The sequence below is a fragment of the Pseudomonas shirazensis genome (assembly GCF_014268785.2).
Taxonomy (GTDB): Bacteria; Pseudomonadota; Gammaproteobacteria; order Pseudomonadales; family Pseudomonadaceae; genus Aquipseudomonas; species Aquipseudomonas shirazensis.
The window spans coordinates 1-12,690 of sequence record NZ_JABWRD020000003.1 but is presented as its reverse complement, the minus strand read 5'-3'; the positions used below and the strand labels follow the sequence as shown (position 1 = coordinate 12,690).

Sequence of the window (12,690 nt, the reverse complement as noted above, 5' to 3'; positions counted from 1 at the left end):
TCAAATATATGTCTATTACTTTTAGCTATTAAGCATATGCCAAAGTATTGACCGAAACTGCGTCATCCTAAACAATCACGCGGGTAATGTCACATTGATATTTTCACCGCCCGTCAGCTGCTTCAAGCCCCCTTCTCAAAAAGCGCTTAGCCCCCGAATTACGAAGCCTTGGAGCCTGACAGGTAACAGGGAAAGACACCCCTGCAGATGATTTGGAACAAGCTTTGCAAACAATGAAAAAATAAAAAGAGAGCCATTGTTTTGACTGCTATAAGGTGCTGCCGATTACAAGCACTGGGCATGCCAGCTTCACATCTGAATCGGCTGAAAAAAATGCATTACTCAACAGCCAGAAATGAAGATTTCCAGTCTTCAGCCGATAGCACGTAAAGGGTGCTGAACCGCTAACCCACTGGCAAACCGACTGTTTTCAAGCGAAACATGGGCAAGCGCTGTAGTCACCAGCCCGCCGTATTGACGCCACGGGGTGGTCGTGCCCATGGCCATCAGTGCAAAATGACATGAAACCGTATGTGCACCACCCTCCAAGAGGCCAGGTGCGCATCGCCCCAGACACTGCAAGGTTTGAAGAGAGCGCCGCGTGGAATCCGAAGTCAGTCGAGTCCAACTCAGTCACGATCCACGCAGCCAGCATGACGATCCTCTACTGGATAGCCTGCTGACCCTGTGTGTTCTGCACCAGAAGCCGGCCAGCCGGGCCATGTTGACCACTGGGCTGCCCTTGCCGTCCCAGCGCCTGAACGCCGAACTGCTGCCGCGGGCTGCCGCCCGGGCCGGCCTGCAGGGGCGCTTGCTGCAACGCAAGCTGGAGCAGATCCCGGCCATCGCCATGCCCGCCATGCTGCTGCTCAACGAGGGCCGCAGTGCGGTGCTGCTCGGTTGGGAAAACGACGACACCGCGCGCTTGCTGCTCAGCGAGAGCGACGGTGGCGAAGTCCTGGTCAGCCGCGAGGCGCTGCTGGGTGACTACAGTGGCAAAGTCTTCTTTGCCCAGCCACAGCACAAATTCGACGTTACCCACGGCAACCTGATCCCGCGTACCCGCTCGTGGTTCCGCGACACGCTGCTACGCAGCAAGTGGCTGTACATCGATGCAATCGCCGCCAGCCTGGTGATCAACATCATCGCTCTGGCTGCACCGTTGTTCGTGATGAACGTCTACGACCGGGTCGTACCCAACCAGGCCACCTCGACCTTGTGGGTGCTGGCCATCGGCATTGCCGGTGCCTACGTGTTCGACCTGGTGCTCAAGTTGCTGCGCAGCCTGTGCCTGGACCTGGCCGGCAAGAAAACCGACTTGATCGTGTCGGCCACGCTGTTCGAGCGCATCGTTGGCATGTCGATGAAGCATCGCCCGGCACGGGTGGGCAGCTTCGCCCAGAACATCCACGAGTTTCAGAGCCTGCGTGACTTCCTCGCCTCGCTGACCCTGACCAGCCTGATCGACCTGCCGTTCACCATTCTGATCCTGATCGTCATCGCTATGCTCGGTGGCCATCTGGTGTGGATCCCGATCATTGCCTTCCCGCTGGCATTGGGCATCGGCTATGCGCTGCAGAAGCCGCTGATGTCGACCATGGAGCGGACCATGGCGCTGGCTTCCGAGCGCCAGTCGAGCCTGATCGAAACCCTCGCCGGCCTCGATGCGGTCAAGGTCAACAATGCCGAGAGCGAGCGCCAGTACATGTGGGAGCAGACCCTGGGCACCCTCAGCCGCCTCGAGCTGCGGGTCAAGGTGCTGTCGGGCCTGGCAATGAATATCACCATGCTGATCCAGCAACTGGCTGGCGTGGCGCTGATCTGCGTGGGCGTTTACCAGATCATCGATGGCAACCTGAGCATGGGTGGCCTGGTGGCCTGCTACATGCTCAGCGGCCGTGCACTGGGCCCGCTGGGCCAGCTCAACGGCTTGCTGGCACGTTATCAGCAGGCCAGGGTAACCATGGTCGCTACCGACCAGATGATGGACCTGCCGCAGGAGCGCAATTTCGAAGAGCGCCCGCTGAGCCGCCAGGTACTGCAGGGCTCGATCGAGTTCCGCGGGGTCGACTTCACCTACCCGAACCAGCAGAACCAGGCGCTCAAGGGCATCAACCTGAACATCCGCCCGGGCGAGAAAATCGGCATCATCGGCCGCAGCGGCTCGGGCAAGAGCTCGCTGGCCAAGCTGATCGTCGGCCTGTACGAAGCAGACAACGGTTCGCTGCTGGTCGATGGCGTGGACATCCGCCAGATCGACGTCAGCGAGCTGCGCCACAACATCGGTTACGTGCCGCAGGATATCCAGTTGCTGGCCGGCACCTTGCGCGACAATCTGGTCAGCGGTGCGCGCTATGTCGAGGACGAACTGATCCTGCAGGCGGCTGAGCTGTCCGGGGTGCACGAATTCGCCAGGCTGCACCCGGATGGTTACGAGCTGCAGGTGGGCGAGCGCGGGCAGAACCTGTCCGGGGGCCAGCGGCAGAACGTCACACTGGGCCGGGCATTGCTGCTCAACCCGCAGATCCTGCTGCTCGACGAGCCTACCAGCGCCATGGACAACACTGGCGAAGAGCGCCTCAAGCAGCGCTTGCAGGCGTTTGTCGAACACAAGACTGTGGTTCTGGTCACCCACCGCGCCTCGCTGCTGTCGCTGGTCGACCGGCTCATCGTGATCGACCGTGGACAAGTAGTTGCCGACGGCCCGAAAGCCTCGGTCATGGATGCGCTGAAAAAGGGGCAGATCAGTGTCGCGTAAGTTGGATGTAAACGGCTTCAAAGAGAGCTTGCGCAGCTACTTCAAAGGCTCGGAGTCACTGGCCGGCGCGCCTTTGCCCGAGGTGCGCAAGTCGCTGGTCGAGGATGCGCCGCGGGTGGTGCGCATGACCATCTGGGGGGTGATCGCGTTTTTCCTGTTCCTGATCATCTGGGCCAGCTTCGCTCACATCGACGAAGTGACCCGCGGGGAGGGCAAGGCCATCCCTTCGTCCAAGCTGCAGAAGATCCAGAATCTGGAGGGCGGTATCGTTTCCGAGATCTTCGCCAAGGAAGGGCAGATCGTCGAGATCGGCCAACCTTTGCTGCGTCTGGACGAGACCCGCTTCGCCTCCAACGTCGGCGAGACCGAAGCCGATCGCCTGGCCATGGCCATGCGGGTCGAGCGCTTGAACGCCGAGATCGAAGGCCGTGCGCTGCAGATCGACGATGTTCTGCGCAAAGCCGCACCGCAACAGGCGAGCAACGAAGAGTCGCTGTTCCAGAGCCGCCGCCAGCAATTGCGCGATGAAATCGGCGGCCTTGAGCAGCAATTGGTGCAGCGCCAGCAAGAACTGCGCGAGTTCACCTCCAAGCGCGCTCAGTACGCCAACAGTCTGCAATTGCTGCGCCAGGAAATCGGCATGTCCGAGCCTCTGGTAGCCCAGGGCGCAGTGTCCCAGGTCGAGGTGCTGCGCCTGCGCCGTTCGGAAGTCGAGGTGCGCGGCCAACTGGACGCCACCTCTCTGGCTATCCCGCGTGCTGAAGCGGCGATCAAGGAAGTGCAGAGCAAAATCGAAGAGACCCGCGGCAAATTTCGCAGCGACGCGCTGACTCAGCTGAACGAGGCCCGCACCGAGCTGAGCAAGGCTACCGCCACCAGCAAGGCCTTGGATGACCGTGTCAACCGCACCCTGGTGACTTCGCCGGTGCGCGGCATTGTCAAGCAGCTGCTGGTCAACACCATCGGCGGTGTGATCCAGCCTGGCAGCGACATCGTCGAGATCGTGCCGCTGGACGATACCCTGGTGGTCGAGGCGAAGATCCTGCCCAAGGACATCGCCTTCCTCCACCCGGGCCAGGAAGCCACGGTCAAGTTCACCGCCTACGACTACACCGTGTATGGCGGCCTCAAGGCCAAGCTGGAGCAGATCGGTGCCGACACCATCACCGACGAAGACAAGAAGACCACCTACTACCTGATCCGCCTGCGTACCGACCGCAGTCATCTGGGTACCGACGAGAAGCCGCTGTTAATCATCCCGGGGATGGTTGCCACGGTCGACATCATGACCGGCAAGAAAACCATCATGAGCTACCTGCTCAAACCAATTGTCAAAGCTCGTGCAGAGGCGTTGCGCGAGCGCTGATCGGTAGCCGCAACAACGCAGGCCCACGCGAGTAGTTAGCTCAAGTGGGCCTTGTTGCCTATGCTGGCTAGTCAGAGCAGGGATTCAGGAAAATCGGAGGGATGTCATGTTCTACGTGCAACGCGACGAGAAGGGCCAGTTGCTGCGGGTGGAAGCCGCCGAGTTCGAGCAGTACCACGAGATGGTCCCTGCCGACAGCGCCGAAATCCAGGAGTGGTTTGCTGGCGATCAGGTTGAAAACAGCCTGAAGCAGCTCAAACAGAGCGACCTGGACATGATCCGTGTGCTCGAAGACCTGATCGAAGTGCTGACCACCAAGGGCGTGCTCAGTATCACCGACCTGCCGGCAGGCGCGCAGTCCAAGCTGCTCAACCGCTCCACAGCGCGCAAGTCGCTGGGCAGCCTGAACAGCCTGATCGACGAGGACGACACCAGCGGCTTGATCTGAGGGGCCAGCAGCGGCCCCGGGCAGTCAACGCCAGGGCGCGGGTTCACCCACCAGTTGCCCCTGAATACCCTGCACGCCCATCTCGCGCAGTACCTGCAACTCACCCTCGGTCTCGACCCGCTCGGCAATCAGCGGCAGGTCGATGCTGTGCGCCGCACGCTGAATGGCCTCGATGAACAGGCGTTTGTGCTGCTCGCGGTCGATGCTGCGGATATAGCTGCCGTCGATCTTCAGATAGGCCAGGCCCAGATGGGCAAGGTTGCCGATCATGCTGAAACGACCACCGAAGCGTTGCAGCGCCAGGCCGAAGCCCAGCGCATGCAGGCGGCGGGTCAACTGCTCCAGGGCGGCCTGATCGGGCAATTGCTCTTCAGCCAGCTCAAAGGTCAGGCGCGGCCCCAGCGCACGGTGCTGGGCCAGCAGATCAAACACCCGCTGCAGCGTTTGCGGGTCGGCCAGGGTTGCAGCCGACAGGCTCAGCGACAGCGACTCCTGATGACCTTGCACATGCTTGAGGACTTTCTCCAGCACCAGCAGGTCAAGCCGTGGCACCCAACCGAAGCGCTCCAGCCACGGCAGGAAGCGGCCCGCCGCCAGCGCCTCGCCCTGCTCGTCATGCAGCCGCGAGATCACTTTGTAATGGAGGATCTGTGCAGGCGCCTCGCTGGCGACCACGGGCTGGAAGTACAGCTCGAACTGGCCGCTGCTCAGGGCCTGATCCAACCGCGCATGCCAGGCATGATGGCTGTCTGCAGCCTGCGCCGCGACGCCCTGCTCCAGACACACCCAACCGGGTGCCGGCTGACTCTCGGCACGGGCCAACGCTTCGTCGGCCAGTTTCAACAAGGCTTGTGGCGCGTCACCCGGGTTGTACGGCGCCAGGCCAATGCAGGCGACCGGGTCGACATCACTGGCGCCGGTTTCGTGCAGGCTGTGCAAGGTAGCTTCCAGCGCCTGGGCCAGCTGTATCGCTTCTTCGTGGACCATGCCCGGCGCCAGCACTGCAAACTCACCGCCGCGGCTACGGGTGATCAGGTCATTCGTCTGCGGGAAGCTGGCACAGGTGCGGCGTAGCTGCTCACCTACTGCCTGCAGCAACTGGTCGGTGCGCTGTCCGCCCATGCGCGCGTTGAGGCCAGCCAGGTCCATCACCCGCAGCAACAACAGGTAACCGGCGCGGGCTTCTTCCATGTTGCTGACGCGGGCTGCCAGTTGCATCTCGAAGTAGCGCCGGTTGGCCAGCCCGGTCAGGCTGTCCTGATAGGACTCGGCCCGCAGCTTGTCGCTGCGCTCGGCCTGCTCGGTGAACAACGCCTTGAGCTTCTCGACCATCTGGTTCATCGCTTGCACCACGCGGCGCAGCTCGGGGGTGCGCGGCAGCTCGGGCAGGCTGAGGAATTCGCGCCGGGCGATCGCATGCGACTGCTCGACCATGTAATCCAGCGGGCGCAGCTGCCGGCGCAGCAGCAATGCGCCAAGCACTGCACTCACCGCGCCACACAGCAACAGCCAGCCCAGGCTGCCCAGCGCGCTCTGCCACAGCTTGGCCAGGGCAAACATCGGGTGGCTGATCACTTCGACTCGCGCCGCCTGCTGCCAACCACGACTGACGATCGCGTCACCTCCCGCAGGCTCCAGGCCAATCATGCCGATGAACCAGGCCGGCACACCGCCGCGATCAGGCTCGGCGTGGCGCTCGACCAACACCGCATTGGACTGCAGGTCAACCACCTTGATGCTGGAGTAATAGCCACTGTCGAAAATCGAGCTGACCATCAGCTCGACCATCGCCGGGTCGTCGATATTCGGCGTCAGCGACAAGGCCAGGGCGGTCGCCGCATCCTGAGCATGGGAACGCAGCTGGTTCACATACTGGCTACGTGAGCTTTCCAGGCTGACCATGAAGCTGCCACTGAAGGCAACGACGAGGAACAAGCAAATAGCTAGCAGCAATTGTTTGAACAGTGACATCGGTGCTCCTTCAGTAGACCGGCTCCGCCGGGAAGCCTTCGGCCTGCATTTTTTTCAGCAAATCCTGCCAGCGCGACAGGCGCTTGGTATCACCGACCTTCTTGTTGCCCGCCGCGCCTGTCAGCCACAGCCCTTCACCATTGAAGGAATACACCGGCAACAGGTCGGTACGCTGGCTGGCCGGCTTGATCGCATCCATCAGGCTGTCCAGTACCAGCGGCTGCGCCTGTGGGTTGGCATAGTAGGTCAGGACCATGTGCGCGCGGTTCTGGCGTAATGCCTTGACGTAGGTAATGCGCAGCTTGTCACTGGCAATGCCCATACGCCGCAGGCTGAAGTACTTGGCGATGGCGTAGTCTTCGCAATCGCCAGCGCCTTTGAGCAGAGACTGGATCGGGGTAGCCCAGTAATCGACCTCATGCCACAGGTCGATATCCTCGGTGTAGCGCAACTGCTGGTTGAAGAAGCGGTTGACCACTTGCAGACGCTCCAGCTCACTGCCCTGCCGTTGCGTGGCCAGCAGGTTCTGCCAGGCATCGATGCGTTCCTTGCCTGCACCTAGTGCCCCATATAGCTTTTGCGCGCGCTGGCTGATCTGGGCAAAGTCCCAATCCGCATGCAAGCCGCCCAGCAGCATGCATGCCAGCAAGGCAGCAAGGCCGAGCCGACGCATGACAACACTGAGCACGCTGGGTATCGCCACTGCGAAGACCTGTGCAGACCAATCGGGAGCCGCGATGGTGCGGCCTGTGGCGGGAAAAGACAATGGCACCTTGCAATCACTGCGCGCTGGATCAATAACAGCCCGAATGTCGCACCGGCTTCCCCTCGGCATGGACTTCCTTCACCATAGCCGCCTCCCGCTAACACGGGCGGCAAAACTGTTTTGTCACCATGGTTTGACACCCCTCCAGCAAGCACCTAACTTGATTGGATCCAATACCGCCAGTTGTAGAGGCAGACGCCCCGTGGCTGAAAAAATCAAACTGTTGTCTGCCGTGCTTGGCAACGAGCAAGTCCCGGCACATCTGGCTCGCGGTGTCATTGAAGAACGCTTGCGTAGCGCGATCATCGACGGACGCCTGCCTCCTGGCACTGCCGTACGCCAGCAAGAGCTGGCGACCCTGTTCGGCGTCAGCCGGATGCCCGTGCGCGAGGCGCTGCGCCAACTCGAAGCGCAGGGTTTGCTGCAAGTGGTCATGCACAAGGGTGCGGTTGTGGCTCCGCTGATCGGTGAGGATGCCGTCGACAGCTACGCCCTGCGCGTACTCCTTGAGTCGGAGGCACTGCGCCAGTCGATTCCGCTGCTGGAGGCCACCGATATCGCTCTCGCCCGCAGCTACATCGAGCAACTGGAAAACCAGACCGGGCACGCCGAGATCGGCCGCCTCAATCGTTTGTTGCACATGAGCCTGTACTGCAAGGCACACAATCAGAAACTACTGCGCTTGATCGACGGCGAACTCAATGAGGAAGAACGCTTCCTGCGCTTTCACCTGTCTGCGATGGGCTTGGGCAAACTCACTCAGGACGATCACAACGCGTTGGTCGATGCGGCCAGTGACAAGCGGGTGGATGACGCGGTCGAGATCCTCGCCGAGCATTTGAATAAAGGCGCCCGTACCATTCGCCGCTATTTGGATGCTCAGCAGAGCAGCTGACATTGCGGTTGCAAAATCAGCGCTGACCGCAAACAATGAGACTAATTATCATTCATGCAGCAGTGCTGGCGGCGTATCTTCATGTCTTCTCAAGACTCCGTACACACGCTCTACAGCGAACATCACGGCTGGTTGCACAATTGGCTCCGGAGCAAGCTGGGTAACGCTGCCGATGCCGCTGACCTGGCGCAAGACACCTTCGTGCGCCTGCTCCAGCGCCGCGACCAGTTGCAGCTGAATACCCCACGAGCCTTTCTGCGCACGGTCGCCCGCGGCCTGGTCATCGACCACTGGCGCCGCGAAGAACTGGCCCGCGCCTACTGCGAGGCGCTGTCGCATTTGCCGGAAGCGCAGGCACCTTCGGCAGAAACTCGCGAGCTGCTTCTGGAATTGCTCGAGCGCATTGCGCGCATGCTCGATGGTTTGAAACCAAAGGTTCGCCGCGCGTTTCTGCTGGCCCAGTGCGAAGGCCTGAGCCACAAGGCGATTGCCGAGCAGATGGGCATCTCGCTGCGCTCGGTCGAGCGTTACATCGCCGATGCGCTCTACCACTGCTATCAACTGCGCTACGAAGACGAGCTGTAGATCGATGAGCGCTGCGCAGCCTTCGGCAACCGTCGTCAAACAAGCGATCCAGTGGATGCTGCGGCTGCGCGAAAGCGGGCCAGATCAGCGTTTGCAGCGCAAGTGTGAACAATGGCGCGAGGCCCACCCGGAACATGAACGCGCCTGGCAGCGAGTGCTCAGTCTGCACCAGGATCTCGACCTGCGCGCCATCCCCGGCGCAGGCCTGGCGCTGCATACACTGGAAACCAGCGAGCGCCGCCTGCATCGCCGCCAAGCGTTGAAGCTACTGGGGGGAGCTGCGCTGATTGGCTCCGCGAGCTGGCTGAGCAAGGACCTGCAGTTGCTGACTGACTGGCGTTCCGACTACAGCACTGGCACTGGCGAGCGGCGCAGCGTCACCCTACCGGACGGCTCGCTGCTGCAACTCAACACACGCAGCGCTGCCGACCTTGCCTTTGATGCCCGCCAGCGCTTGATTCGCCTCAACCACGGCGAACTGATGCTGACCTGCAGTGACGCTCAAGCCAACGGAAGACCGCTGCTGGTGCAAACGCGCGACGCTTTGCTTGAAGGCGTGAATGGTCGTTTTACGGTGCGTCAGCGTGACGACTGTACACAGGTGAGTGTCAGCGCCGGCCAGGTAGCGCTGCATGGCGCTGGCTCATCTGCTCTGCACTGGCTGGACAGCGGCCAGCACTGGTCGATAGACGCGCATGGGCCCCGCGTGGTCGAGCAGCCAGACATGGACGCGGCCGCCTGGGCTGACGGCCTCATCGTGACTGGCAACATGCGCCTGGCGGACTTCGTCGCCGAGGTGGCCCGCTATCGACCCGGGTTTCTCAGTTGTAGCGACGACGTGGCCGATCTGCGCTTGTCCGGCGTGTACCGCCTGGCAGACACCGATGCGTTGCTTGAGCTACTGCCGCAGACGCTGCCGGTGCGCCTGCATCAACGCACACGCTGGTGGGTGCGGCTGGAGCGGGCAGCCTGACGCCAGTTTTTTTTGGCGGGAAGCGCTGACACGTCCGGCTTGGACAGTAAGCACCTTCACCTGCCCTTAATCAGCCTACGGATCCCTCATGCCCGGCCAGCGTTCACCACACCGCATCAACGAGAATGATTTTCGACCTGTCTTGAATTCAGCCCATCTCGGCAGAGCCATACGCGCCGCCTTGTTCGGCACTGCATTGGGCCTGGCCGCTGTCGCGCCCCTGAGCCAGGCAGCAGAAACCGCCAGTGCCTCCCAGCAGTACAGCATCGCCGCGGGCAACCTCGATGATGTGCTCAATCAGTTCGCTCGCCAGGCTGGTATAACACTGTCGAGCACCCCGCAATTGACTGCCGAGCTGCAGTCACCTGGCCTGCAAGGCGCGTACTCGACCAACCAGGCACTGCGCCAGTTGCTCAACGGCACGGGCCTGCAAGCTGACAGCAGCGATGGCAGCCGCTATGTACTGCGCGAGCAAGCCGCAGACGCTGCGCTGGCCTTGCCTGACACCGATGTGCGCGGTTTCGCCCTCGGCAACGCGCTAGGCAGCATGGAAGGCTACAACGCCACCCACAGCCAGATCGCCACCAAGACCAGTACGCCTATTCTGGAGACCACCCAGTCGGTGTCAGTGGTTACCCGCCAGCAAATGGACGACCAGGGCTCGCAGACGGTTGCCCAGGCCATGCGCTACACGCCCGGGGTGCTGACCAACCCCTATGGCGCCACCCACCGCTATGACTATGTGGCCATGCGCGGCTTCAACGATGGCTCGGTGGATAACATCTATGTCGACGGCTTGAAGTCGATGGGTGATAACGGCACCTACAGCACCATGCAGGTCGATCCGTATTTCCTCGAGCGTATCGATATTCTCAAAGGGCCCTCCTCGGTCCTCTACGGCCGCAGCTCGCCAGGCGGGCTGGTTGCGCTGACCACCAAGAAACCGACCTTCGAGGCCTTCCATCAGGTTCAGGCAACCGTCGGCACCCAAGGCCAGCGCGGCATGGGCTTTGACTTGAGCGGGCCGCTGGATGACGACAAGCGCATTGCCTACCGCCTGACCGGCCTTGCAGATTCGGCTGACACCCAGTTCGACCACAACAAGGAAGAACGCTACGCCATCGCCCCAGCGATCAGCATCGACTTCAGCGAGGATACTTCGCTGACCTTGCAGGCCTACCTGCAGAAAGATCCCAACGGCGGCTACCACGGCGGCCTGCCTGCTTCTGGCGTGCTGCACAAGCGCAATGGTCAGCGGCTGTCAGATCACTTCTTCGAGGGTGAGCCGGGCATCGACAACTATGAACGCACCCAGCAGTCGTTCAGTTATCAGCTGGAGCACCGCTTCAACGATGTGTTCACCGCTCGGCAGAACTTCCGCTACCAGGATTCCGACGTTTCGATGGATCAAGTCTACTTCGCCGGCTGGGGCGCGACCGAAAGCAACATCATGAACCGGGCCTACACCGGCGGCGACGAGCGCCTGCATTCGTTCATCATCGACAACATGCTGCAGGCAGAATTCTTCACCGGGGCGGCCAAGCACACCGTGCTGCTGGGTACCGACTATCAGCGGCGTAAAGCCGACGTAGCCTGGCGCTATGGCAGCGTCGACAGCCTGAATGCGGCCAATCCGCAGTACGGCAGCGGCAACTTGCAGGTACTGGGTGAAAACAACTACACGCGGCGCCTGCAGCAGACCGGTGTGTACTTGCAGGACCTGGTCGAGCTCGACCAGTGGCGCTTCTCACTGGGGCTGCGCCAGGACTGGGTCAAGGTCTCCGAAGAAAACCGTGACAGCGACACCCGGGTCAGTGACGACCGTTCAAGCTTCACTACGCGCGCAGGTGTGCTCTACCTGTTTGAAAACGGTATCGCTCCGTATGTGAGCTATTCCGAGTCGTTCAACCCCAATACCGTTTCTGATCAGAACGGCCGGCCTCTGGCTCCGACCGAGGGCACCCAGTGGGAAGCCGGGGTCAAGTATCAGCCGCCGGGTAGCGACAACCTGTTCACGGCCTCGGTGTTCCGTATCGAACAGGAAAACCTCGCGTCCAAGCAGCCCAACGAGGAGTTCTACCGGGCAGTTGGCCAGGTGCGCTCACAAGGCCTGGAACTGGAAGCGCATGTGCAGGTGACCGATAACCTGAAGCTGCTGGGTGGCTACACCTTCACCGACATAGAGTACGCCAAGTCGATGCCTAGCCTGGCTGCGGCAACTGTAGACAACAAGGGCAACTCGCCGACGCAGGCGCCCAAGCAGATGTTCTCGCTGTGGGCCGACTATGACTTCCGCCAGGGCGCTCTGGATGGGCTTAGACTGGGCGGCGGCATGCGCTATGTGGGGTACAGCTGGGTAGATGCTGAAAACAGCATGAAGGTGCCCTCCTACACCTTGTTCGACGCTTCTATCGGTTACGACCTGGGTAAGGTCGGCCTCAAGGGCGTGGATCTGCGCCTTAACGCCAACAACCTGACCAATGAGAGCTACATCGCTTCGTGTGCGAGCCTGAGCTACTGCTACATGGGTGAGGAACGCAATGTCAGCGCTACCGTCAGCTATCAGTTCTGACCGCACTGGCTGAAAGCCAAAAGGCCCGCTCCTGGATTCAGGAGCGGGCCTTTTTATTGGGCTGTTGTCTTGATCGGGTCTGACAGCAAAGCAGTCCGCCGAGAAAGACAAAGCCCCTGTCAGCAACGCTGACAGGGGCTTTGAATTTGAATCTTGACGATGACCTACTCTCACATGGGGAGACCCCACACTACCATCGGCGATGCATCGTTTCACTGCTGAGTTCGGGATGGGATCAGGTGGTTCCAATGCTCTATTGTCGTCAAGAAATTCTGTGTGCCGAACCGTCGGTAGACGTGTCAGCGAAACTTGAGTCTCTCTACTTAAAGACAAAACCCCTACCTGCTCGCGCAGAT

At 61.2% G+C, this 12,690-nt stretch carries 9 protein-coding genes and 1 rRNA gene; 7 read left to right on the top strand and 3 right to left on the bottom strand.

Annotated features, from left to right (window positions below; all coding sequences use genetic code 11):
• The first annotated feature begins 601 nt into the window (after positions 1–601).
• From HU736_RS16070 to HU736_RS16060, 3 genes are all read left to right on the top strand, one after another.
• Entirely contained in the window at positions 602–2,758 is a 2,157-nt protein-coding gene (locus tag HU736_RS16070) for a type I secretion system permease/ATPase (RefSeq protein WP_150573727.1), read from the top strand.
• A complete protein-coding gene (locus HU736_RS16065) occupies positions 2,748–4,124 on the top strand; it encodes an HlyD family type I secretion periplasmic adaptor subunit (protein ID WP_186701673.1) in 1,377 nt (458 codons plus the stop codon). The genes HU736_RS16070 and HU736_RS16065 overlap by 11 nt, the downstream gene beginning before the upstream one ends.
• 106 nt (positions 4,125–4,230) lie before the next feature.
• The gene (locus HU736_RS16060) at positions 4,231–4,572 is read left to right on the top strand and encodes a tryptophan synthase subunit beta (RefSeq protein WP_103435401.1); all 342 of its coding nucleotides are present in this window, start codon (positions 4,231–4,233) and stop codon (positions 4,570–4,572) included.
• Between the two features lie 24 nt (positions 4,573–4,596).
• On the opposite strand, the gene lapD is transcribed toward HU736_RS16060, so the two are convergent.
• Complete coding sequence (gene lapD / locus HU736_RS16055) at positions 4,597–6,543, bottom strand: cyclic di-GMP receptor LapD (protein WP_186701674.1); 1,947 nt, start codon at positions 6,541–6,543, stop codon at positions 4,597–4,599.
• Positions 6,544–6,553: 10 nt separating this feature from the next.
• On the bottom strand, positions 6,554–7,315 hold the full coding sequence (lapG, locus tag HU736_RS16050) for a cysteine protease LapG (protein WP_340613323.1): 762 nt from the start codon (positions 7,313–7,315) through the stop codon (positions 6,554–6,556).
• A 196-nt stretch (positions 7,316–7,511) separates the two neighbouring features.
• On the opposite strand from lapG, the gene HU736_RS16045 reads away from it, so the two are divergent.
• The 4 genes from HU736_RS16045 to HU736_RS16030 all read left to right on the top strand — a co-directional run bounded on the left by HU736_RS16045 (position 7,512) and on the right by HU736_RS16030 (position 12,334).
• Positions 7,512–8,204 carry a GntR family transcriptional regulator gene (locus tag HU736_RS16045; RefSeq protein WP_103435404.1) on the top strand — a complete coding sequence of 231 codons (693 nt, stop codon included), beginning with the start codon at positions 7,512–7,514 and terminating at the stop codon, positions 8,202–8,204.
• An 81-nt stretch (positions 8,205–8,285) separates the two neighbouring features.
• A complete protein-coding gene (locus HU736_RS16040; protein ID WP_186701676.1) occupies positions 8,286–8,789 on the top strand; it encodes a sigma-70 family RNA polymerase sigma factor in 504 nt (167 codons plus the stop codon).
• A 4-nt stretch (positions 8,790–8,793) separates the two neighbouring features.
• Positions 8,794–9,762, top strand: a complete 969-nt coding sequence (locus HU736_RS16035) for a FecR domain-containing protein (RefSeq protein WP_186701677.1) — start codon at positions 8,794–8,796, stop codon at positions 9,760–9,762.
• A gap of 88 nt (positions 9,763–9,850) precedes the next feature.
• Entirely contained in the window at positions 9,851–12,334 is a 2,484-nt protein-coding gene (locus HU736_RS16030) for a TonB-dependent siderophore receptor (protein WP_186701678.1), read from the top strand.
• A gap of 151 nt (positions 12,335–12,485) precedes the next feature.
• Here the strand turns inward: HU736_RS16030 and rrf are convergent.
• Positions 12,486–12,601 (bottom strand): 5S ribosomal RNA (gene rrf, locus HU736_RS16025).
• Positions 12,602–12,690: the final 89 nt, after the last annotated feature.